The 22,013-nt window shown below is 38.8% G+C and carries 23 protein-coding genes; 11 read left to right on the forward strand and 12 right to left on the reverse strand.

The features are described 5' to 3' along the window. Nucleotides 1-6 precede the first annotated feature (6 nt). Genes CD31_RS14275 through CD31_RS14285 form a run of 3 tightly spaced genes read left to right on the forward strand, consistent with a single transcriptional unit; the run spans nucleotide 7 to nucleotide 2,893 of the window. Nucleotides 7-1,077, forward strand: coding sequence for an amidohydrolase family protein (locus CD31_RS14275; RefSeq protein WP_036078480.1), 1,071 nt, complete (start codon nucleotides 7-9; stop codon nucleotides 1,075-1,077). Continuing rightward, on the forward strand, nucleotides 1,074-2,216 hold the full coding sequence (locus tag CD31_RS14280) for an amidohydrolase (protein WP_036078482.1): 1,143 nt from the start codon (nucleotides 1,074-1,076) through the stop codon (nucleotides 2,214-2,216). The genes CD31_RS14275 and CD31_RS14280 overlap by 4 nt, the downstream gene beginning before the upstream one ends. A gap of 5 nt (nucleotides 2,217-2,221) precedes the next feature. Further along, complete coding sequence (locus CD31_RS14285) at nucleotides 2,222-2,893, forward strand: AroM family protein (protein ID WP_016992525.1); 672 nt, start codon at nucleotides 2,222-2,224, stop codon at nucleotides 2,891-2,893. 46 nt (nucleotides 2,894-2,939) lie between these two features. Here CD31_RS14285 and CD31_RS14290 read toward each other — a convergent pair whose 3' ends face one another. Further along, complete coding sequence (locus CD31_RS14290) at nucleotides 2,940-3,257, reverse strand: hypothetical protein (RefSeq protein WP_016992524.1); 318 nt, start codon at nucleotides 3,255-3,257, stop codon at nucleotides 2,940-2,942. 137 nt (nucleotides 3,258-3,394) lie between these two features. Between CD31_RS14290 and ytzI the strand changes: the two genes are divergently transcribed. The 4 genes from ytzI to CD31_RS14300 all read left to right on the forward strand — a co-directional run bounded on the left by ytzI (nucleotide 3,395) and on the right by CD31_RS14300 (nucleotide 5,113). Then, entirely contained in the window at nucleotides 3,395-3,541 is a 147-nt protein-coding gene (gene ytzI / locus CD31_RS23350) for a YtzI protein (RefSeq protein WP_016992523.1), read from the forward strand. Nucleotides 3,542-3,571: 30 nt separating this feature from the next. Continuing rightward, nucleotides 3,572-3,766: a hypothetical protein gene (locus CD31_RS23545; protein ID WP_167334367.1), complete on the forward strand. Its 195-nt coding sequence runs from the start codon at nucleotides 3,572-3,574 to the stop codon at nucleotides 3,764-3,766. After that, nucleotides 3,729-3,962 carry a membrane protein insertion efficiency factor YidD gene (yidD, locus tag CD31_RS14295; protein WP_016992521.1) on the forward strand — a complete coding sequence of 78 codons (234 nt, stop codon included), beginning with the start codon at nucleotides 3,729-3,731 and terminating at the stop codon, nucleotides 3,960-3,962. The genes CD31_RS23545 and yidD overlap by 38 nt, the downstream gene beginning before the upstream one ends. Before the next feature lie 110 nt (nucleotides 3,963-4,072). Then, the gene (locus CD31_RS14300) at nucleotides 4,073-5,113 is read left to right on the forward strand and encodes a metal ABC transporter solute-binding protein, Zn/Mn family (protein ID WP_016992520.1); all 1,041 of its coding nucleotides are present in this window, start codon (nucleotides 4,073-4,075) and stop codon (nucleotides 5,111-5,113) included. Here the strand turns inward: CD31_RS14300 and CD31_RS14305 are convergent. From CD31_RS14305 to CD31_RS14330, 6 genes are all read right to left on the reverse strand, one after another. Next, nucleotides 5,099-6,289: a transglutaminase domain-containing protein gene (locus CD31_RS14305; protein ID WP_016992519.1), complete on the reverse strand. Its 1,191-nt coding sequence runs from the start codon at nucleotides 6,287-6,289 to the stop codon at nucleotides 5,099-5,101. The two genes, CD31_RS14300 and CD31_RS14305, sit on opposite strands and share 15 nt — an antisense overlap. Before the next feature lie 131 nt (nucleotides 6,290-6,420). Continuing rightward, nucleotides 6,421-7,845: an o-succinylbenzoate--CoA ligase gene (locus CD31_RS14310; RefSeq protein ID WP_016992518.1), complete on the reverse strand. Its 1,425-nt coding sequence runs from the start codon at nucleotides 7,843-7,845 to the stop codon at nucleotides 6,421-6,423. 263 nt (nucleotides 7,846-8,108) lie between these two features. Next, a complete protein-coding gene (gene menB / locus CD31_RS14315; RefSeq protein WP_004225917.1) occupies nucleotides 8,109-8,927 on the reverse strand; it encodes a 1,4-dihydroxy-2-naphthoyl-CoA synthase in 819 nt (272 codons plus the stop codon). A gap of 63 nt (nucleotides 8,928-8,990) precedes the next feature. Next, entirely contained in the window at nucleotides 8,991-9,800 is an 810-nt protein-coding gene (gene menH, locus CD31_RS14320) for a 2-succinyl-6-hydroxy-2,4-cyclohexadiene-1-carboxylate synthase (RefSeq protein WP_036078485.1), read from the reverse strand. Further along, nucleotides 9,797-11,512, reverse strand: coding sequence for a 2-succinyl-5-enolpyruvyl-6-hydroxy-3-cyclohexene-1-carboxylic-acid synthase (menD, locus tag CD31_RS14325; RefSeq protein WP_036078487.1), 1,716 nt, complete (start codon nucleotides 11,510-11,512; stop codon nucleotides 9,797-9,799). The genes menH and menD overlap by 4 nt, the downstream gene beginning before the upstream one ends. Continuing rightward, nucleotides 11,505-12,890 (reverse strand): isochorismate synthase, encoded by a 1,386-nt coding sequence (locus CD31_RS14330; RefSeq protein WP_036078490.1) that lies wholly within the window; start codon nucleotides 12,888-12,890, stop codon nucleotides 11,505-11,507. The genes menD and CD31_RS14330 overlap by 8 nt, the downstream gene beginning before the upstream one ends. A 247-nt stretch (nucleotides 12,891-13,137) precedes the next feature. Here CD31_RS14330 and CD31_RS14335 point away from each other — a divergent pair, with 247 nt between their 5' ends. Further along, the gene (locus CD31_RS14335) at nucleotides 13,138-14,058 is read left to right on the forward strand and encodes a 1,4-dihydroxy-2-naphthoate polyprenyltransferase (protein ID WP_036078494.1); all 921 of its coding nucleotides are present in this window, start codon (nucleotides 13,138-13,140) and stop codon (nucleotides 14,056-14,058) included. A gap of 12 nt (nucleotides 14,059-14,070) precedes the next feature. Here CD31_RS14335 and CD31_RS14340 read toward each other — a convergent pair whose 3' ends face one another. From CD31_RS14340 to CD31_RS14360, 5 genes are all read right to left on the reverse strand, one after another. Continuing rightward, complete coding sequence (locus tag CD31_RS14340) at nucleotides 14,071-14,997, reverse strand: dipeptidase (RefSeq protein ID WP_036078495.1); 927 nt, start codon at nucleotides 14,995-14,997, stop codon at nucleotides 14,071-14,073. A 47-nt stretch (nucleotides 14,998-15,044) separates the two neighbouring features. Continuing rightward, nucleotides 15,045-15,494: a TraR/DksA C4-type zinc finger protein gene (locus CD31_RS14345; RefSeq protein ID WP_036078497.1), complete on the reverse strand. Its 450-nt coding sequence runs from the start codon at nucleotides 15,492-15,494 to the stop codon at nucleotides 15,045-15,047. Between the two features lie 78 nt (nucleotides 15,495-15,572). Then, a complete protein-coding gene (locus tag CD31_RS14350) occupies nucleotides 15,573-16,331 on the reverse strand; it encodes a MerR family transcriptional regulator (RefSeq protein WP_036078498.1) in 759 nt (252 codons plus the stop codon). Nucleotides 16,332-16,473: 142 nt separating this feature from the next. Continuing rightward, complete coding sequence (locus CD31_RS14355) at nucleotides 16,474-17,688, reverse strand: diaminopropionate ammonia-lyase (protein WP_036078500.1); 1,215 nt, start codon at nucleotides 17,686-17,688, stop codon at nucleotides 16,474-16,476. Between the two features lie 136 nt (nucleotides 17,689-17,824). Continuing rightward, a complete protein-coding gene (locus tag CD31_RS14360; RefSeq protein ID WP_036078502.1) occupies nucleotides 17,825-18,820 on the reverse strand; it encodes an ABC transporter substrate-binding protein in 996 nt (331 codons plus the stop codon). Between the two features lie 144 nt (nucleotides 18,821-18,964). On the opposite strand from CD31_RS14360, the gene CD31_RS14365 reads away from it, so the two are divergent. Genes CD31_RS14365 through CD31_RS14375 form a run of 3 tightly spaced genes read left to right on the forward strand, consistent with a single transcriptional unit; the run spans nucleotide 18,965 to nucleotide 21,831 of the window. After that, on the forward strand, nucleotides 18,965-19,966 hold the full coding sequence (locus CD31_RS14365) for a FecCD family ABC transporter permease (RefSeq protein ID WP_036078504.1): 1,002 nt from the start codon (nucleotides 18,965-18,967) through the stop codon (nucleotides 19,964-19,966). Then, nucleotides 19,966-21,021, forward strand: a complete 1,056-nt coding sequence (locus tag CD31_RS14370; RefSeq protein ID WP_036078506.1) for a FecCD family ABC transporter permease — start codon at nucleotides 19,966-19,968, stop codon at nucleotides 21,019-21,021. Before CD31_RS14365 ends, CD31_RS14370 begins: the two co-directional genes overlap by 1 nt. Before the next feature lie 15 nt (nucleotides 21,022-21,036). Beyond that, nucleotides 21,037-21,831, forward strand: coding sequence for an ABC transporter ATP-binding protein (locus CD31_RS14375; RefSeq protein ID WP_036078508.1), 795 nt, complete (start codon nucleotides 21,037-21,039; stop codon nucleotides 21,829-21,831). Nucleotides 21,832-22,013 lie beyond the last annotated feature (182 nt).

The raw sequence follows: 22,013 nt of genomic DNA on the forward strand, positions 1-22,013 counted from the left end.
GATCCGATGACTCGCTATATAAATGGACTTGTTTTTAATTCTGAGACTCGTAGCTTTAATAAGCAATCTTTTCAAGTGCAAGGGCAATACTTTGAACCCGCTACTAATACACCCGAAACAGAGTTAGATTTAGATGGCTACTATATTACACCAGGTTTTATCGATAGCTGTTCACAAATCGGTCTAGCTGAAATAGGAATTCGTTGGGAAGGTGATGATAGCTATGAACTTGACTCACATTTGCAATATTCTGTAGTTGATGGCATTTACCCATTTGATACTGCTTTTCAAAAGGCTGTTTCTCATGGGGTGACAGCATCTCATATTGTTCCATCTCCTAAGAGCCTGATTGGTGCAAAAACGGCTATTATTCACCATACACATACAACGGTTGATGAAATGGTTATTTCAAAAGATGTGGCATATTCCTTCTCTATTGGACATCAGGCAAAAAGTACATTTTTCGCTGAAAAGAAAAAACCACTCACGCGTATGGGCATCGCCAAAATTTTAAGAGAAACATTACAACAAATTCAGCAACAAGAGCCGTCCATTACGAAAATCGTTATTCGAGCGCACAAAGCCGTTGATCTTGAATTCATTAGCCGCCTTCAAGAAGAATTTGGCTCAACTTTTGATTTTCATATTATCCATGGCACTGAAGTTACATTCCTTCATGAAACATCCTTTAATACGGTTATAGCTGGTCCTACATTTCGATATATTGAGCACAATGAGATGATGGCACTATCACCAAAACTGTATCATCAACTGTTTAAGCACAATATTCCCTTCGTTTTTTGTACGGATCATCCTGTTAGTAGCACCTCTCATCTAACATTAGAAGGTTGCTTAGCTGTAAGAGAAGGTATGGCACGCCAGGACGTGCTATATGCTCTCACAACAGGGGCTGCAAATTTTCTAGGGATCGCCCATAAAACAGGCGCGATTCGTGATGGTCTTCTTGCTGATTTTGTTATTTGGGATAAGCATCCATTAAATCTAGATGCACAGGTTGTCGCAACCTATATTAAAGGAACAAAAGTTTATGCACGGGAAGAAGGGTTGACACAATGATTATTTATCATCATGCAAAGTTTCTTACAGTCAATGAGCAAAACGATACTTGTGAACAGTTATGGATCGAAGATGGACGAATTGTCTATATTGGACCAGCCAAAGAATTTCCCCCACAAGCAGAGCTAGTTGATCTACAGGGAGCTTATGTTACACCGGGGTTAATTGATATTCATGCTCATGTTGGAACATGGGCTGAAGTCACCGAAGACATTAATGATGCCAATGAATATAGCGAACCCTTTACACCTCTTATGCACGCTTTAGACAGTGTAGATATCCGACATTTTTCCTTTCAACATGCATTAGAAGGTGGCGTAACCACTGTGCAAACTGGTCCAGGTAGTGCCAATGTTATTGGTGGCATTTGGAGCATTCTTAAAACAGCAGGACCTACCCTTTCCTCTCGTGTTTTAGTAGAGCGGAGCGGTTTAAAGGGGGCCCTAGGGGAAAATCCGAAAAACGTCTTTGGCAATCAGTATAAACGCAAGCCGATGACTCGCATGGCCATTGCACAGCTTTTACGGGATGGTTTCCAACGTGCAAGTCAACTCAATGAACAACAACAAACTGAGCAGATTAAACAAAATGCTGAGTTACGCCCGTTTATTGAGGTACTTCGAGGCGACATGCCCCTTCGCCTTCACTGCCATAGAGCAGATGACATTATGACAGCTATTAGAATTGCCAAAGAATTTAATGTGAAGCTTCATTTAGAGCACTGCACAGAAGGTTATCTCATTGTGGATGCCGTTAAAGATAGTGGATTCCATGCGACGCTTGGCCCTTATATGTTAACGCCGTCTAAATATGAAACACGTCATTCTACACCAGCGATAGCTGCCATTTTTAAAGAACATAATATTCCGTTTGCTATCATGACAGATCATCCATTTGTACCAATTCAATACTTAAAGTATTGTGCGACAGAGGCGATTCGTTATGGTTTAGATGAAAACACAGCCCTCAAAAGTATTACGATCAATGCAGCTAAGCTCGTACAGCTAGATCACCGCATTGGTAGCCTTGAGGAAGGCAAAGATGCTGATTTTGTTGTTTGGTCGCACCCTATTTTTGAAACAGAAGCAAAGGTTTTACAAACTTATGTAAATGGACAAAAATATTACGAAGCGGAGTGAGCGCAATGCAACATTCGAAAATTGCCGTTGTAACAATTGGTCAGGCACCACGTAAAGATATGGCAGAGGATATACAGCAATTAAGAGAAGCAGGTTTACACGTTCATGAATTCGGTGTACTGGATTCACTTTCCTCAGAGGAAATTGCCACCCTTTCGCCTTCTCATGAGGACTCAGATGTGTTAGTAACACTACTTACTAATGGTCGACAAGTAAAGCTCAGTAAACAAAAACTCATGCCTTATATTCAAAGATGCATTGATGATCTACATGAATTCACTTGGATACTACTTATGTGTACAGGAGATTTTACGAATAAATTATCCTATAAAAATCTTTTATTACCTGATCGTATGATGACGAATTTAGTGAAGGGGTTACATACAAAATTAGCCATTGGTTTAATAGGTCCCGAACCCGAACAACAACGAACGGTTGCAGAGAAATGGCAAAAAGCACAGTTCGATGTAACTTTTTCAGCAAGCTCCCCGTACCACTTTGATAACCAACATTTATTGTCAAAAGCACAACAATTAGAAGAGCAAGGAGCCGATTTGCTTATTCTTGATTGCATGGGCTATTCCACAACGATGAAAAACATGATTAAAGATCAACTCACTATCCCCATCATTGTCCCTCGAGAAGCAGTTTTTACAATTTTAAAAGCCATTTGTTAATAGACGAAAAGGTCACTTCTAAAGCAGTGACCTTTTCCTTCATTCACTAGACACGCTTATTAAAATAAGGAAGCTGCTCAACGAATGCCTTCGTATCATCATCCCCATATTCATGAACAAGTGCATAGATTTTCATTAATCTTTTATCTATTTCATCATTTTCTCTATCCAAGTGATACTGTATATACGGTAACTGTGCACGCCATGCATTCGAAATTTCTAACAGTTGCATTTGCTGAAAGATCCTCTCAAATACATCTAATGCTTGTCGATCTACATTCAGTTCGAAATTCCACGGTCCTGCATATGGGTTGGTATAATACGTTCTATTAGCAAGTGAAAAATATACGCGCTGACGATCCATCTTTACGATTCACTCCTTTTTCCATAGTATGGAGTGATAGGTGCTGTTTTATTCGCTTTTATGTCAAACTTCCTTCACAATTAATAGGACCAGATAATTTATAATAGGTATGATGAATAAAGAACGGAGTGGATACTATGAGTTTAACTACGCTCTTAATAGTCGCAGTTATCATCGTTATCTTTATCACGGTTGCGACGATTATTAGTGTCAACCGTGCCTATGCCTTTAAACATACTGTTGATGAAAAACCGAAGCAAAGCTATCATCAAGAAGAGAATTAATTATCAATACTTAAATTTGGAGTGAAATAAATGGGCGTACCTTTACCAATTATCATTATGATTGCGATGATGATGCTAATGTTTGGTGTTTCTGTCATTATCATTATGAAGAAAAAAATAATATCTTTACACAAACAATTGATCCAAAGCCTGAACAACTTACGTCTCAGCAAAAGGAAGAGCAGCGATGAAATACCCCTTTATTTGGCTCATCCAATTTTATAGAAAATTCATTTCACCGATGACGCCACCAACCTGTCGTTTTCATCCTACTTGTTCTTCTTACGGGCTCGAAGCTTTTCAAAAGCACGGTGCATTCAAAGGCTTCCTCTTAACCATTACACGTATATCTAAATGCCATCCATTTCATCCTGGTGGCTTTGATCCTGTGCCTGAAAAATGGCCTTCGAAAAAGAATTAATTTTCGGAGGGCATTTTTTTCTTGTACTTTTTTAAGTTGTGCGTTATCATAATAACTGTTCTAAAAAATAAATCGTAATGATTACTATTTAAGAGAGGTATCTTACTTATATGAAAAAACTGTATTTATTATTGTTAGTCGCAGTTCTTGCTTTATTTACTGCTGCTTGTGGAGACAAATCGTCTACATCACAAAAGACTGAGGAAAAAGATAAGTTAAGTATTTATACAACAGTTTATCCGTTAAGCTATTTTGCACAGCGCATTGGTGGAGATGCTGTTGAAGTAGCTTCTATTTACCCAGCTGGTGCGAATGAACATACCTTCGAGCCAACTCAAAAAGATATGATGAAATTAGCAGATGCTGATATCTTTTTCTATATTGGCTTAGGACTTGAAGGATTTGTAGAAAACGCTAAAAAAACTTTAGCGAACGAAGATGTCACAATGGTGGCAACTGCTGATGATGTTTCAGATGAAAAATTAGCGGTAAGCACAGGACATGTTCATGCAGAGGATGATGAACATGAAGCAGACGCTCATGACGATCATGAGCATGGTGCCACAGAAGACGATCATGAACATGAAGCTGAAGAACATGGACATGATGAGCATGAGCATGGCGATATCGATCCGCATGTTTGGTTATCTCCTACAATTAGTCAAGACTTAGCACTGTCTATCAAAAACACACTCGTTGAAAAAATGCCAGCTCAGGAGGCAACTTTTAACACAAATTATGAGGCATTAGTAAAAGAATTACAGGATTTAGATCAAGATTTCAAAGCAATGACTGACAAAGCACAAAATAAAACATTCTTTGTATCCCATGCTGCATTTGGCTATATTGCTGGTCAATACGGCTTAACTCAAGTGCCGATTGCTGGCTTGAATTCACAAAATGAGCCATCTCAAAAAGAATTAACAAAGATTGTAGACAAAGCAAATGAATTGCACATTCATTATATTTTATTTGAACAGAATGTCTCTTCCAAATTAGCAGAGGTTATTCAAAAAGAAGTTGGTGCAGAATCGCTTGTCTTGCATAATTTAAGCGTATTAACAGCTGATGATGAAAAAAATGAGGAAACCTATTTCACATTGATGCAAAAAAATATTGACACATTAGAAAAAGCTTTAAGCGTTCAATGATATGAGTAAGGAGGTGCCCCGCAATGGATGGGACACCTCCTTTATTATGACGTATTTTTCTTGTGGCATTCTTTTTTCCGTTCGATAAAAAGACGCTAGCCACTTCATTGTTTTTTGCTTAGTCACATGCTTAACTTTTGGCTGAATTGTAACAAAAGCCGTTATACTACTTTCTACTAGCATCGGTGCCCATTCAGTAAAGTCAAACTGAACTAGATTGTCTTGTTTATCTGTTTTTTGTGTAACAAGCTTCATCTGCTGTTCCACTAATTGTTGTACGGCTAACCTATTTTCTCCAATGATTGATAATCCCATATTTTGATTGAAACGATGTTGTATAGGCGTTGCTAAACTTTGTCTTTTCGTTTCTTCCTGCAAATCTATATATTTCTCGCTTGTTGCAGCAGGGAAACTTGCATAATCCCAGGTATGATCTTGTGCTAATTGGCGATCCGACACTAAAAAATATTGATAGCGCACTTCCCCTTTACGATCAGGCAAAGGGTCATCCCATGTCACATCAATATGATACCAAGCATGATCAAGTTTCACTAATACCCAGGCATGTAGCTGTTCTCCTACTTTTCCAGGTACATATTGTACCTCAAAGCCCAACATCTCTAACATTCGGTATAACACTAAAGCATATGCCTGACAGACGCCCTTATTCTCCGTTAATAATGTATAAGGAGAATATTGACTTCCTTCCGTTTCCTTAGAGTATTCCGCGGACAAGACAATAAAATCATGTGCAGCCTGTAGTTTTTCTATGTCACTTAATCCATGCATAGGTGCAATAATATTCGCCAACGTTTGCTCTACAAATAATGCCTCCGTTTGGGATAGATGGTACGTAAATGCAAATGCAATGACAATATTATTGCTATAACCTTCGTACTTCCATTGGAAACTTGAAATATTAGTATAAATATAAGAGTTTTCAATTGCATCTTTAGTAATTTCTGTTAGTTCATCTTTTATCTCGGCTATGTCGCCAGTATAACGAATCGAGAATTCGGATGATAGTTGCATAACTTCTTTATTAATGAGAGATTGTAGTGTTTCAATTGAATGAGCTGTTGCTACATCTTCTTTTTCATAGTTTGCAAATACTTGCACATGACTCATTTGTAGAACAAATAATATAATGACAACATTATATATATATTTCCTCATATGAGTCATTCTCCTTTACTAAATAGTTTATGCCTCTCTTTTTTTATTATGTTAATAAATGATTAATTTCATGCTAAAAGTTTAAATAAAAAAGAAGCCTTCCTTTTAAGAAGACTTCTTTCACAAGATTTTTATTGTAATAATTTCCGTCTCAACAATTTATCCGCACCATTGCGTGGTAGACTGTCTGTGATAATAATTTCCTTAGGCACTTTATATTTAGCAAGTTTCTGTAAACAAAAGGCTTGTAATTGCTCAACAGATAGCTGCTCATTTAGCACGATAAATGCAATTGGCACCTGCCCCCATTGTTCATCAGGCATCCCACATACACCCGCTTCTTTGACAGCTGGATGTGTGAGTAGCACGTTTTCTATTTCTGCAGGATAAATATTTTCTCCCCCTGAAATGATTAAATCTGCCCTTCGATCAATGACGAATAAATAACCCTCTTCATCCACATAACCAATATCACCTGTATGAAGCCAGCCAGCCTTCGTTGCATTTTTTTGTGCAAAACGTCCAATATAGCCAGGTGTGACATGGGGCCCTCGAATGCAAATTTCCCCTTCACCCTTAGCATTTGGCTCAGCAATCATTATTTGATTAAAAAATAAAGGCTTTCCAGCAGAACCAATTTTCCGCATAGCATCTTCACTTGCCAATGTAGCTGTTTGCGAGGAGGTTTCAGTCATTCCATACGTTTGTGCGACAGCTAAATTTAATGCATGTGCTCTTGCTAAATAATCAACGGGAACAGGCCCACCTCCTGCTAACATCAGCTTAAAATAAGAGGAAGCTTTCGCATTGCGTTGCTCTAGCGTATGTAGAATTCGTTCCAAGGTCACCGCTACAACAGACATATGGGTGACATCCCCATCCATAATATTTTGTGCGATAGCTTCCACATCAAATTGATCATATAAAAAGATTTGATTACCATATAGTAGTGATCGCACTAGTATGGAAAATCCACTAATATGGAATAAAGGTACCGCACATAGCCAAACATCCTGAGCCTGTAGCCCAATATTTAAAACAGAGGCAGTCGCACTAGCCTGATGATTTCCAACTGTTTGGCGAACACCTTTAGGAAAGCCCGTTGTACCCGAAGTATACATAATTGTTGTTGTTTGATGAAGAGGCCATTCTTTGACAATATTTACTGCACCCTCTGCACCCTCTTCAATTGCTGAAAATAAATGATAGGTTGTTTCAGATGGTAGCTTTTCTACATCCTCATCGGCAATCAACACTGCTACAGCCTCTGAATCCTTTAGCTGATAAGCTAGCTCATCCTGTGAAAGTCTGCGATTAAGCATGACCATCTCACATTGCAAATGCATGCAGGCATACATCATGATAACTAATTCAGGCTTACTTGGCCCCATGATAGCAATTCGATCACCCTGTTGTATACCGAGTGTCACTAATTGTCGGGCACGCTTTATCGATTCATCACTTAATTCTTGAAAAGTCCAGCTTTGCTTTTTAAAAGTAAGTGCCTTGCGTAATGGTGTTAAATAAGCTCGTTGTAAAATCCAGTTAGGATACATCTTTGTCACTCCAATCACCTACATCTTAACGTTTTATCATATATTTTGTCCATTTGCATGTCAGTCTGTTACTTTAGGAATGCTCTCCTATCGCAAGCCCTACAATATCCTTCACATTTTAGGTGCTATCCGCTAGTTTAAGCCTTTTATCCACCTCTTAGCTGCTTCTATCCCCTTCTTTTAGCATTCTATCCACCAATCTTCTCTAGACATATAAAAAGCTCGTATCTCCAAAAAGATACGAGCTTTAAATCCTCTATTAATCAAGGGAATCTTGGGAATTGACCAAAATCTGGTTGACGTTTTTCTTTGAATGCGTCGCGACCTTCTTTTGCTTCATCAGTTGTGTAGTAAAGAAGTGTAGCGTCTCCAGCCATTTGTTGAAGACCTGCTAAACCGTCTGTATCTGCATTCATCGCTGCTTTTAAGAAGCGTAGTGCAGTTGGTGACATTTGAAGCATTTCTTCACACCATTGAACTGTTTCATCTTCCAATTGCGCATAAGGCACAACCGTATTGACTAAGCCCATATCAAGTGCTTGTTGTGCATCGTATTGACGGCAAAGGTACCAAATTTCGCGTGCCTTTTTATGACCAATAATACGAGCAAGATAGCCTGAGCCATAACCAGCGTCGAATGAACCTACTTTTGGTCCAGTTTGTCCAAAGCGAGCATTGTCAGCAGCAATTGTTAAGTCACAAACAACATGTAAAACGTGACCTCCACCAATTGCATAGCCAGCTACCATTGCTACGACAGGTTTTGGAATGACACGGATTAAACGTTGTAAATCAAGAACGTTTAGACGTGGTATTTCATCTTCCCCTACGTAGCCACCGTGACCGCGAACTTTTTGGTCTCCGCCTGAGCAGAAAGCATGTTCACCTTCACCAGTTAGAATAATAACACCGATATTTTTATCATCGCGTGCACGTGAGAATGCGTCAATCATTTCCATAACCGTTTTTGGGCGGAATGCATTACGCACTTCTGGACGGTTAATCGTAATTTTTGCGATACCGTTATAGAACTCATACTTAATGTCTTCATAAGTATGTAATGTAGTCCATTGACGTGTCATTGAATTGCCTCCTATATCATTAAATTCGTCTCGTTTCTAGCGAGGCGCTAACGTAATCATATATTACGTTAAATACTCCTCTACTATTGTAGCAAACTCAGCGGGATTTTCCACATGAATTGCATGTCCAGCGTCATTTACTGTTAAATGCTTAACAGTATTTAATAGCGCTTTCATTTCTAGTGCAATTTTACAAAATTTCTCATCCAATGAACCAGTAATTAGCAGGACAGGTATTTCTAGTTGCGCCAGTCTATCCCAATTTGAGGGCTGAACGCCTGTCCCAACACCTCTCAAGCTACCAGCGAGTCCCTCTTCCTTCTGTGATAGTCGCTCTTCTCGAATAGTTTCTCTTACAGTTTTAGGTAGACGTTGCTGTGAAGCAAAAAGCGGTATGTTTTCCCATGCATTGACAAAGGACAGTATACCATTTGTCATTATTTTTTGCGCCAATGCTTCATCTCGCTTACAACGTTCATTTTGCTCTTCGATTGTTCGTAGGCCAGGAGATGCACTCTCTAAAATGAGTCGATGAATGCGATCTGGATACGTAATAGCATAGGATAAAGCGATTCTTCCACCCATTGAATAGCCTAACAGCGTAAATTTCTCTAAATGGAGTTGGCAAAATAGTTCTTCTAAATCCTGTAATTGCTCTTCCATAGAAAAACGCTGTACGTGCTGTGGAATAGCTGTTTGTCCATGTCCGATTAAATCAACGGCAATAACACGAATATGGGGTAGAGTTTTCGCTAGATTATGCCAAGTTGCCGAGCTACCAGTAAATCCATGTAACGCAACGACTGTGTACTCACCGTCTTCATTCCATATATCCACATGGGTTTCAAGACCACGAATCATCCACTTTGTCATGCTTTTAACTCCGCATTAATTCGATTCCATAGAGCTCGATGTGCATTCACATTCTCGGTTCTATCTGTAAATATTTCAACTAATCGTAAAGAACGGTTTTTACTTGCTGAAAATTTCTCAGAAAGCTCAGAGATTGTTTCGACGCGTATATAGTCCATTTCATACATATGTGCAATATCACGGAATTCAAGGGCTGTTGGTGTGCCAAATAAATCCTCATAGTGATCTTCAACAGTTGACTGTGGTAAATATGAAAAAATACCACCACCATCATTATTCATCACAATAATCGTTAAGTTACATTCCTGATATCTGGAAGCAATGAGTCCATTCACATCATGTAAAAAGGCTAAATCACCAATTAGTAAATAACTTTCTCGATTATTTCCTTGACTGAAACCGATTGCTGTTGATACGACACCATCTATCCCGTTCGTTCCTCGATTGGCAAAAACACGTAAATCTTTCGGGGTAGCCAATAAAAATGTATCAATATCTCGTACTGGCATACTACTGCTAACGAAAATATCACTACCGTCAGGAATCATTTTGAGTAAACGACTGACTATAGCCCCTTCATCCTTTTCTACCTCTGCGTATTGCTCAATATACATAGAGGCAAGCTGATTCGCTTTTTGCCATTCAGCTAAGTATGCTTCCTCGATAGCTGTTTCAGTGATAGCTAATTCTGTTAGCCACTGATCGACATTCGCATGAATAAAATGCGTAGATACGCCTGTAGCATCTCTAAACATCGGGTCTTCATCGATAATCACATACGCATTTGGACGTGACTTTGTGATAAATTGCATCATAAATTTTGAAACCGGTTGTGCCCCTATTCGGATTACTGTATCTGGTCGCACTAGTGCTTTGAAGTCATCACTCTTCATAATGGCATCATAGGTTGTCACGATATATGGTAAACAATCCTCTGGTACGGATGTACGCATATTCGATAAACTTTCAATAATGACAGGCCACTTCAGCTGACGTACAAATTCCCAAACAATGGATAATTCTGTACCAAGAGCTAACTCACCAATGATCATAAAGCCTCTTTTAGTTGATTCTATAATAGAGGCTAGTTCCTGCTGATCCACGCGTGTTGGGATTAATTGTCCCATACTGCTGTGCTTAAACGACACTGCTGGTAGGTCCTGCTGCAAATCAATTAATAATGGCTCACGGAAAGGTACATTGATATGTACTGGTCCAAATGGTGCGCTTGTTGCAATGGCTACCGCACGAGCAAGATGACGCTCAATAAAAGGCAATGTTGGTTCAGCACCATCTGCTAACGGAAAGTCAACACTCCACTTCACATGTGAACCATATAAATTGGGTTGGTTGATAGCCTGTGGAGCGCCTACCTCACGTAATTCATGTGGGCGATCAGCAGTTATAATGATCAATGGTACACGTGCATAACTTGCCTCCACAATCGCAGGAAAATAGTTTGCTGCTGCTGTACCAGATGTACATAAAAGAACCACAGGCTTAGTAGTTGCCTTAGCAAGCCCTAGCGCAAAGAATGCTGCTGAGCGCTCATCTACCTGCCGATACATTTTTACTTGTTTAGTAGAAGCAACCGCATAAGCAAGCGGTGTTGAACGTGAGCCTGGGCTAACGACAACATTTTCTACACCAGCTTGCACTAGCGATGCGACCATTTTATAAACATAATCTGTTAGTATTTTTCGTTCACTCATGTAATTGTCCCCCTAGCGCACGAAGCATTGGACGGAATTTTACTAATGTTTCTTCATATTCAGATTGTGGCTCTGAATCTGCGACGATTCCACCGCCTGCATATAAATAAGCTTTATCATTTAGTAAGGCTGCTGAACGTATGGCAACTGCAAATTCACCGTTACCCTCTGCATCTAGCCAGCCTATTGGCGCAGCATACAGCCCTCGATTCATCGGCTCATATTTACGGATGGCTGCCAATGCTTCTGTGCGTGGTACACCACCTAAAGCAGGTGTTGGGTGTAATGATTTAGTCAATTGTAAGATTGTTGCATCCTGATTTAACTGACCTTCAACAGGCGTATACAAATGTTGAATATCTCGTATTTTTAACAAGCGCGGTCTATCTGGCACCGTCATGTCCACACAATTTTTACGGAATGTTTCCGCAATCATATCCACAACATACTGATGTTCTCCGCCATTTTTAGGATCATTTAATAGACTTTGTCCAAAAGCCTCATCTTCCTCTGCAGTCTTACCTCGCTTAATTGAGCCAGCAATACAGGATGAAAATGCTCGACCATCTTCTACCTTCACAAGTCGTTCGGGTGATGCTCCGAAAAACAATAAATGTCTATGCTCTAAACCGAATAAATAGCTTTCTGGTTGCTCATGAATAATTTGAGAAAGTACTTGTGGTGCGGATACATACTCTTTAAATTGCAAAGCAAGTGATCGTGCAATGACCACTTTATCTGCCTTTTTCTGTTTAATTAATGCTGTCACTTGATCAATTGAAGCTAAATAAGGTTCCTTATATGGCTCAAAATAACTTGTGATTTCAGGTTTTGTATACGTTTTCACTTCTTTAACCTGAGCTGCATGGATTAAATGATCGCGCTCTTTTCTTAGCGCTTCAAACTGATCCTCAGCCTGTTGGTCTTGTGTCAAAAGATGAATACTCACGTATGCTTTATCATCGCGTATCACCAGTTGAAAAGTTGCTAATGCAAAATAAGCCTCTGGGAAATCCGTCCATTCCCCATCTACATTATTTTGAGGATCAAATGTAAAACCGCCAAACAAAATTGGTTGTAACGCTTGTTGACCCTTTGGACAGTTTTTCGTTAAGTTTTTCCATTCCGCTTCAACTGCATCAAAGCGGTTTTCTTTAGCGTTGTTTTGAATAGTATGAGCATGTCCTAACCCAACTAATGTCATTGTTTTTTCTCTATTTTGCCAATAAAATCGTTCACCTTTATAATATTCCTCGCCAGCTGCATAGAACGCCAGTGCAGATAGGCGACTTACTTCAATTGTTTCCATATAAAAATGAAGGCTTTGGCCCAAAGAGTCCACTTCTACTTCTGTGGCTTGGTACCACTTCTGTTGCATGAAAATTACCTCCGTTGTTGCAATGTACATAATGAATGATGGTTAAATAACACATCATATTTTGGCTGGCAACACGTTATTCGTACTGTTGCTAATCGTTCTTTTTTATTTTCAGTTCATAAATGCATGTTCTATTGTATCACTTTTTTTCATTAAACAGTATGTAATAAGCTGTGAACCTACCCATTTTCTCAATCTTCGTTTAAAATAAGAAGAGTCGACAACATTTGAAGGAGAGAAAGACCTTATGACCAAAGTCATTGAAGCTGATAGGGGTTTTAAAGTTTGGTGGCATTTAACACGTCCACATACTTTAACCGCTTCATTTGTTCCAGTATTTCTAGGAACAGCAATTGCCTTAGCAATTGAAAAAGAAACAATTGATTTTGGACTATTTTTTGCTATGCTCATTGCAAGTATGCTTATACAAGCAGCAACGAATATGTTCAATGAATATTATGATTACAAATTAGGATTAGATAACGAGCATTCCGTCGGGATTGGCGGAACAATTGTCCGTCATGGTGTACAGCCAAAAACAATTATGATGATTGCATTAAGCTTTTATGCTATTGCCATGCTTCTTGGCATTTACATATGTGCCTCCACATCTTGGTGGTTAGCTGCTGTCGGACTTGTTTGTATGCTTATTGGCTTTTTATATACAGGTGGACCGTACCCAATCGCCTATTCGCCATTTGGTGAAATTGTTTCTGGCGCAGTAATGGGGATGGGCATTGTATTAATTGCCTTCTATATTCAAGCGCTTACAGTAACATTGGATGCTGTCTTGCTTTCTGTACCAAGCATGATTTTAGTCGGTGCCATTATGCTATCGAACAATATACGTGATATTGTTGGCGATACAGAAGGCGGACGAAAAACCTTGGCTATTTTGGTAGGACGAGACAATGCAATTTCCGTATTATCAGGCTTTTTTATCGTCTCCTATTTATGGGTGATTGCTCTTGTAGCCGTTGATGGCATTACGTTTTGGGCATTAATCATCTTCCTAAGCATTCCAAAACCATTACGTGCCATTCAAATTTTCCGAGACAAAAAAGAAGCCAAAGAGGTAATGCCTGCGATGAAATATACAGCGCAAACAAACACATTCTTTGGCTTCCTATTAGGAATCGGTTTATTAATTCATTATTTCTTTTATTAAGATGCAGCAGCCTTAACGGGTTGCTGCTTTTTTTACATAGCATCGGAAATTTTGGCTTGCAATACCATACACTTCTTCATCTGAAAAGCGTGTACGTAATGCCTCTAGTAAATTTTGTGCCTCTCCTGCATGTGCTAAGCCACTGACAGTCCTATCAATCCCATCAAAATCGGAGCCTAATCCTATATGCTCCACGCCTACCAGTTTCGCTAAATGCGCTACATGCCCCACTAGATGGTCTAGTGTTGCATCTTCGCCAATAAAGAGTGGGAAATAAACAACATGGATATGTCCTCCAGCCTCTACAAGTGCCTTTGCCTGTGCATCTGTTAAGTTACGCGGGTGGTCACATAGTGCACGTGCATTACTATGACTTGCAATAATATGCTTCGCAAGCGGCAAGACATCCCAAAAGCTTTGCTCATTTAGATGGGACACATCAATAATAATATCGCGTTCATTTAATAATTGTATAACTTCTTTACCAAATGGCTTTAATCCAAGTGTTGCATCCTGTTCAGCACCATGGGCCACAGCATTTTCTTCATTCCACGTTAAACCTACTAATTTCACCCCTGCATCAAGTACAGCTGTCAGCTTTGTTAAATCTTCGCCAATGGCACTACAGCCCTCTAGGCTTAAAATGGCTCCTATTTCGTGTGGAGCTAATCGATCTAACTGTGCCCAATCTGTAATATGCACCATGCCCTCTGTTTGTAAGACGTGAGTATGGAACGCTTCGATTTGGCGCATGACCTCAAGAAATTGTAAACTTTGTGGGATTGTTGGGTCAATAAAGATAGCGAACACTTGAGCCTCTACTTGCCCTAATTGCAATCTTTTTTGATTAGCATGTATTCGCACATCATCAGCAAAATTGGCCGTTTCAAGAGTAGTTAACTTTAAAAGCGCATCACAATGTAAATCAATAATCTTCATATCCTCACCTCTACAGTTATTATACTGCTTCTGCGAGGAAAAACTTACTAAATTTTATCCTGTGGTGTATCAGAAGAGCCGAATTCCTCCAGCTCAATAAAATCATCTGATTTTGGTGTTGAAGAAAGAACATCTTCTTCCACTGGGCGTAAATTGTCTTCTTTCTTTTCTGCATGCTCCACACATGTCAGAGCTTGTGGCATTGCCTCTAAGCGACCAATCGGAATTTCTTTACCACAGACTGCACACTTGCCATATGTACCGTCTGCCATTGCCTGAAGAGCTTCTTTTATTTCTTCAGCATTATCACCACGATGCTCATCGATAGCCATTTCTGTAAGCTGATCCGTTAAATCACTAGCATTGTCAGCTGGATGATTATCATAATTTGATAGTTCTGTCGCTTGTGGTCGCTCTGATTGCTCTATTCGTTGTTCTATTTCTTGTAATTCTTGCTCTAGTTGTCTTTTTAATTGTTGCATTACTTGTTGATTCACAATAATCTCCTCCTCATGCTTTCATTTTTTCCTAATTTACGATTTCTAAAACATGTCAGCATAAGGAAGACCTATCTATTAACTTGTATAAGCTATAATCGCGTCATGTAAAAATTGCGCTGCTCCTGTTTCACCACGCTCATCATAATAAGCTGTAAAACGATCATCAGCAATATACATCTGTGCCAGCCCTGCATGTGCCTCCTTGGAATACTCTTTCCACGTAAAGTTCAGCCAGCGTTTATGCAACTCTGCAACTTCCATTGCAATGTCACTTGTAGGATCTCCAAGTTTCATTGCCTCTGCTAAGCGTTCAAACATTTGCTGTTCTAGCTGTTGCATCGCTTCATATTGTTGCTCCGTCATGTTCATAAGCTTAGCATTGGATGCATCCACTGTTTCATTCCCATATTTCTCACGGATTTCTTTGCCGTACTGCTTTTCGTTATTCTCAATTAACTTTTCTTTAAAGCCTTTAAATTTTTCTTCATTTGACATTGGTTGTTCCTCCTCAATGGATTGTATTGTTTTTTCTACTGTCTGTAAGATCGTTTCCAACTGCTCTTTGCGTTGAAGCAAAGCAGCTCTATGTGTTTTGAGCGCCTCAGCATGCTGAAAGTTTGGTGCTTGAATAATAGCCTGAATTGTCGCTAATTTCATATCCAAAGCACGGTAAAATAAAATCTGCTGCAACATATCGACCTCCCATTGGCCATAAAATCGATAACCTGCCTCATTGGTTCTTGCTGGTTTCAGCAATCCAATTTCATCATAATAACGCAATGTTCTTGTACTAACACCCGATAGTTGAGCAAGCTCCTGAATGGTATATTCCATCTCATCACCTCCACTAATGCTACTGTAAGCTTTGACGCAACGTTAAGGTCAAGAGCAAAATAAAAAAATTTAATTAAACTTAATTATACTTTCAATTCCTTTTACAAAAGTAAAAATAGCAAACTAGTAAATCACTAGTTTGCTATTGATTCGCATATTTCCCATGCCATACTATTTGTTGATAACTCTCTTTATCTGTATCACCCTCTGTATTAATAAACAGCACCCTCGCCTGTTCATTTAGGTGCAAGGCTTGTTTTAATTCTTGATATTGATCATTTACCATTATTTCATAAAAGCAACCAAATGGCGCCGCTCCTGATTCACCTGCTATAATGCGAGTGTCTGTAGCTAAAGGATTTCCTAGAACGCGCATACCTGTTGCTGCTATTTCTTCCTCACAGGAGATACTTATTTTTGTGTAGGCTTTTAAGATTTGCCAAGCCTGTGGATTCGGTTCACCACAAGCAAGACCTGCCATTATAGTTTGCATCTCCCCACCAACAGTGACAAATTGATCTGTATTTTTCTTAAAGCTTTCATAATAGCAATTAGCGACATGTGGCTCAACCAAGACAAATGTAATTTCCTGCTCATAGAATTGTTGTAAAAATGCTACAACCGATCCTGCAAAGGACCCAACACCAGCTTGCAAAAATACATGTGTTGGGGCTTGCTGAATCTGTTCAACAATCTCCTGTACAAGGGTTGTGTACCCTTGCATAATCCATAATGGAATTTCATCATAGCCCTCCCACATTGTATCCTGAATCAATACCCAACCATTTTCTAGTGCAAGCTGTGAGGTATAACGAACAGTATCGTCATAATTCATTGTCGTAATTTCAGCAAAAGCCCCTTCATTTTTAATATGCTGTAGACGCTCAGCCGCGCTGCCAGCTGGCATATATATTCGCGCTTGAAAACCCAGTTCTCTGGCTGCCCATGCCACACCACGACCATGATTACCATCTGTCGTTGAAATAAATGTTAAATTGCCTACTTGCGCTCTTACTTCTGGAGATTTTAACTGTTCAAACGATAGCTCCTCTATATTCCTCCCAAGCTTATTAGCAACATATTGCGCAATTGCATAAATACCGCCTAAAACTTTAAAGGCATTTAAACCAAATCGATAAGATTCATCTTTAACGAAGATCTTTTCTACATCCATACATGAAGCAAGTGCATCAAGTTGATGGAGAGGTGTCTTTTCAAATTGATCATATGTACGCTGAAACTGACTAACCCTCTTTACTTGGTCCAGTGAGAAATAGGGACGTATTGCTGTTGCTTGTTTTACATTGTCTTGCTCTAAATAATGCTGATTATAAACCCACCTTAATTTTTCGTTCATCGATATCCCCCCTCAATTTACGGTCAATATCTACATCATAGTCTATCTAACTTTAAAGTACCAGGAGAGTATATATTAGGAAGTAAAAAAACTATACATTCATCGAACACCGATAAATGTATAGTTTATGAGAAAATTATTTAACAAAGATTTCTTCCACTTGATCTAGCATAATATTCGCAGCTAAAATGCCTCCAGCCGTATTCCAAATGACATCATCCACTTTATGTGCATTGCCTTTTTGGACAGCCGTTAGGTTTTTCCATAGTGGGTCTTGTGTCCACTCTTGTTCAGTTGCTAATGCTGAGTCATCACCTGTTGGCATGTACGTGAAGTAGAAAATAACATCCCCATCCATTTGAGGGATCGCTTCTTTCCCTACTTCAATCGCTAAGTTTCCTAGTTTTGCATTATCTTTAAATAAATCTGCTTGCGCTGCAACACGTTTAAATCCTAAAGCATCAAAAATCACACCTGAGAATGAATCTGTGTAATAGATACGAGATTTATCGGCCATAAAGCGTACAAATGAAACTTCTTGGTTTGTTTGTTCTCCAAGTTCTTCTTTCAGTGCTTGTAGCTTATCTTCGTAAGCTTTTAGCACTTCTTCACCTTTTGTTTCTTGATTTACTGCTTTTGCGTATAATTTAAAATTCTCTTTCCAGTCACCGCGTAATGTATCAGAAAATACAGTTGGAGCAATTTTGCTAAGTTTAGCATAATCTTTTTCTTGTCGTAATTTATTGCCAATGATTAAATCTGGCTTCAAAGAAGCTATTTTTTCGATATTAATTTCATGTTCAATACCGACAACCTCCACACCTTCCATTTGATCCTTAATGTGATCATACCATGGATCGCCTGTCCAAGATTGTACCGCACCTACTGGTTTAATACCTAGAGCTAATAATGCTTCTGTTCCCTCATTAGTTAAAACAACAATACGTTTTGGTGTGTCTTTTACTTCAGTTGTCCCCATTGCATGGTCAACACTGTAAGCATTGCTTTCTTTTGTACTTTCTTCTTTGGTATTATCCTTAGAATTACCGCAAGCTGCCAGAACAAAAATAGCAACCACAGCCAGCAAAACTAATAGTTTTTGAAATGCTTTTTGCACCTTTTCTTCCTCCATTGTATATGATAAAATGTTTAAGCATATTAGACGAGAATGAAAATCACTTTCATTTGTCTAAGAACGATATTAATCGTATTGGATGTATCTATCAATGTCAATAACTAATTTAATAATTTCCCAAGAAAAGAGTACACGTTAAATATGATATTACAAAATAATTATTCCAAGATGATTGCTTTATTAGTAGGAGTTATACTATTACTTCTTTGTATGGGGATCAGTATTGTGTACGGTTATGCAAATACCTCTATTCAAACTACGTATGAATCTTTTAAACAATTTAACAATTCAAATGAGCATCTTATTATTCAAAATGTTCGAATTCCAAGAGCTCTTATAGCCAGTTGCGTTGGTGCTTCGTTAGCCATTACAGGCGTGCTTATGCAGACCTTAACGAAAAATCCATTAGCCTCTCCTGGAATTTTGGGCATTAATGCAGGAGCAGGCTTTGCTGTTGTCTTTGCTATGATTTTTTTCCACATTTCAAGCTTGCAATCTTTTGCATGGATTGCATTTCTTGGTGCAGCAATCGCTGCATTATCCGTTTATGGGATTAGTTTCTCAGGTAGAGATGCTGTTACTCCAGTGAAAATAACTTTAGCTGGTGCTGCCATTAGTGCCCTATTTGCATCATTTACACAAGGTTTACTCGCTACAAATGAAGCAGAGCTTGATCAAGTTTTGTTTTGGTTAGCAGGCTCTGTACAAGGTAGAAAACTTGAAATTTTACTTTCTGTTCTACCTTATTTAGTAATTGGGTGGATTGCTGCTCTCATCATTTCCCCTAAAATGAATATTCTCGCTCTAGGTGATGATGTAGCAAGAGGTCTTGGTTTACGTTTAGGACTTATGAAGATATTAGTAGGTCTTATTGTTATTTTTTTAGCTGGTGGAGCAGTTGCAATTGCTGGCCCCATTGGTTTTATAGGGATTGTCGTTCCCCATTTTGCGCGCAAGTTTGTCGGCACCGATCATCGATGGCTTATTCCTATGGCTGCTTTACTTGGGGGGATCCTTTTATTGCTGGCTGATGTTGCGGCTCGTTATATTATCATGCCTCAAGAAGTTCCAGTAGGAGTCATGACAGCTATGATTGGCACACCATTCTTTATTTACCTTGCGCGAAAAGGTGGAAAAAAATAATGAAACATGTAAAAACAATTCGTCTACTTCAACAAAAAATTTCATTTTTATTAGATGTACAAGCTATAAAAAAATTAATAGTGATTTGCCTACTAGCTCTTGCTGTTTTCTTTCTTAGTGCATCATTTGGTGATTCATTCATCAATCCATTAAAAGTTTTACAAGCTTTTTTTGGTTACGGCTCAGATTTTGATCAACTGATCATTATTGATTTTCGAATGCCTCGAATTTTCATGGCTTTGTTTGCTGGAATGGCATTAGCCGTAGCAGGTGCAGTTTTACAAGGAATCATTAAAAATCCACTTGCCTCACCTGATATAATCGGCATATCTGCTGGTGGTGGGGCAGCGGTTGTTGGTTTCTTAGCCATTTTCAGTGATTCCAATCACTCTTTAACTGTTAGTATAGAATGGTTGCCATTAGCAGGATTTACAGGGGCTACTATCGTCGGATGTATAGTTTACCTATTTGCTTGGAAAGATGGTGTCACACCACATCGTCTTGTCTTAATCGGTATTAGCGTGTCGGCATTCATGCAAGCAATTACTACAATGCTAATGATTATCGGCCCAATTTATCAAGCAAGTGAAGCGAATAAGTGGATTACAGGTAGTGTCAAAAGTGCAGATTGGGATCAAGTACAAATCGTTGTTCCTTTGATCATCGTGCTTCTACTTATCACTTTATTTATTACACGACAGTTAAATGTTCAAGAATTAGGTGATGATACAGCATCAAGCCTAGGGCAATCTGTCCAAAAAACACGCCTTTATTTAATTCTATTATGTTCCAGTCTTGTAGCGAGTGCTATAGCATTTGCTGGCGCCATTGGGTTTGTAGGATTAATGGCTCCTCATATTGCACGACGCATCGTTGGTTCATCATTCGGTGTACTTATTCCAGCATCCGCAGCAATTGGTGCATTACTTGTAATGGTTGCAGATATTATAGGTCGCACAGCATTTAGCCCATTAGAAGTACCCGCAGGCGTCTTTACTGCTGCCATCGGTGCACCTTATTTTATCTATTTATTATTTAGAAACCCTAATAAATAAAGGAGTCTATACTACATGACTGAATCTTTATTAACCAAATCTCTAACATTAAGTTATGGTGATTTCAATATTATCGAAGATCTCAATTTATCTATTCCTTTGAATGAAATTACTGTATTAATTGGAGCGAATGGCTGTGGTAAATCCACACTCTTGCGCTCCATTGCTCGATTATTAAAACCTAAAAAAGGCTCCGTTTTATTAAATGGTGAGGATATTTTTAAATTATCAACAAAACAAGTGGCTAAAAACCTCTCTATTCTTCCTCAATCTCCTGTTGCACCAGAAGGCTTAACTGTCTTACAACTTGTAAAACAAGGCCGCTATCCTTACCAAAATTGGCGTCAACAATGGACTGAAAAGGATGAAGAAATCGTTTTAAACGCTTTAAAAGCTACAGGTACCGAGCATTTACAAGATAGACCAGTAGACGAGCTATCAGGAGGACAACGTCAACGTGCTTGGATTGCTATGACACTTGCTCAAGATACAGATATCATTCTTTTAGACGAGCCTACGACATACTTAGATTTAACCCATCAAATAGACGTATTAGATTTACTATATGACTTAAACCAACAGCAAAAGCGAACAATTATTATGGTATTACATGATATTAATCTTGCATGTCGCTATGCCGATCATATTATTACAGTGCGTGACCGTGGTGTCTATCGTCAAGGGAAACCAGAAGAAATTATGACAACTGATTTAGTTAGTCATGTGTTTGACCTTGATTGCCAAATGACGGCAGATCCCATATTTGGTACACCTCTTTGCATTCCATATGGAAAAGGACGAAAAATTTAATCGCTAATTTGAAAAACAACAAGCCTACACAGAATGATTAATCTGGGTAGGCTTTCATTTAATAGAGGTATGTTATTAATCTAAGTATCTAGTAAATTAAAAAGTGCAGTAGATGTAAATTCATCTACTGCACTTAGTATGACCCGTACGGGATTCGAACCCGTGTTACCGCCGTGAAAGGG

Origin of the sequence: Lysinibacillus boronitolerans JCM 21713 = 10a = NBRC 103108 (assembly GCF_000772935.1) — a bacterium.
Lineage (GTDB): Bacteria > Bacillota > Bacilli > Bacillales_A > Planococcaceae > Lysinibacillus > Lysinibacillus boronitolerans.

Bases quoted from the DNA above. Each gene is read 5' to 3' on its own strand.
- CD31_RS14350 (WP_036078498.1), bottom strand. From the start codon at position 16,331: ATGGAATATACCATTCAGGAGCTTGCTCAACTATCGGGTGTTAGTACA.
- CD31_RS14280 (WP_036078482.1), top strand. From the start codon at position 1,074: ATGATTATTTATCATCATGCAAAGTTTCTTACAGTCAATGAGCAAAAC.
- ytzI (WP_016992523.1), top strand. From the start codon at position 3,395: ATGAGTTTAACTACGCTCTTAATAGTCGCAGTTATCATCGTTATCTTT.
- CD31_RS14290 (WP_016992524.1), bottom strand. From the start codon at position 3,257: ATGGATCGTCAGCGCGTATATTTTTCACTTGCTAATAGAACGTATTAT.
- CD31_RS14360 (WP_036078502.1), bottom strand. From the start codon at position 18,820: ATGGAGGAAGAAAAGGTGCAAAAAGCATTTCAAAAACTATTAGTTTTG.
- CD31_RS14310 (WP_016992518.1), bottom strand. From the start codon at position 7,845: ATGTATCCTAACTGGATTTTACAACGAGCTTATTTAACACCATTACGC.
- menH (WP_036078485.1), bottom strand. From the start codon at position 9,800: ATGACAAAGTGGATGATTCGTGGTCTTGAAACCCATGTGGATATATGG.
- CD31_RS14365 (WP_036078504.1), top strand. From the start codon at position 18,965: ATGATATTACAAAATAATTATTCCAAGATGATTGCTTTATTAGTAGGA.
- CD31_RS14355 (WP_036078500.1), bottom strand. From the start codon at position 17,688: ATGAACGAAAAATTAAGGTGGGTTTATAATCAGCATTATTTAGAGCAA.
- CD31_RS23545 (WP_167334367.1), top strand. From the start codon at position 3,572: ATGGGCGTACCTTTACCAATTATCATTATGATTGCGATGATGATGCTA.
- CD31_RS14300 (WP_016992520.1), top strand. From the start codon at position 4,073: ATGAAAAAACTGTATTTATTATTGTTAGTCGCAGTTCTTGCTTTATTT.
- CD31_RS14330 (WP_036078490.1), bottom strand. From the start codon at position 12,890: ATGCAACAGAAGTGGTACCAAGCCACAGAAGTAGAAGTGGACTCTTTG.
- CD31_RS14340 (WP_036078495.1), bottom strand. From the start codon at position 14,997: ATGAAGATTATTGATTTACATTGTGATGCGCTTTTAAAGTTAACTACT.
- yidD (WP_016992521.1), top strand. From the start codon at position 3,729: ATGAAATACCCCTTTATTTGGCTCATCCAATTTTATAGAAAATTCATT.
- CD31_RS14275 (WP_036078480.1), top strand. From the start codon at position 7: ATGACTCGCTATATAAATGGACTTGTTTTTAATTCTGAGACTCGTAGC.
- CD31_RS14375 (WP_036078508.1), top strand. From the start codon at position 21,037: ATGACTGAATCTTTATTAACCAAATCTCTAACATTAAGTTATGGTGAT.
- CD31_RS14305 (WP_016992519.1), bottom strand. From the start codon at position 6,289: ATGAGGAAATATATATATAATGTTGTCATTATATTATTTGTTCTACAA.
- CD31_RS14285 (WP_016992525.1), top strand. From the start codon at position 2,222: ATGCAACATTCGAAAATTGCCGTTGTAACAATTGGTCAGGCACCACGT.
- CD31_RS14370 (WP_036078506.1), top strand. From the start codon at position 19,966: ATGAAACATGTAAAAACAATTCGTCTACTTCAACAAAAAATTTCATTT.
- menB (WP_004225917.1), bottom strand. From the start codon at position 8,927: ATGACACGTCAATGGACTACATTACATACTTATGAAGACATTAAGTAT.
- CD31_RS14335 (WP_036078494.1), top strand. From the start codon at position 13,138: ATGACCAAAGTCATTGAAGCTGATAGGGGTTTTAAAGTTTGGTGGCAT.
- menD (WP_036078487.1), bottom strand. From the start codon at position 11,512: ATGAGTGAACGAAAAATACTAACAGATTATGTTTATAAAATGGTCGCA.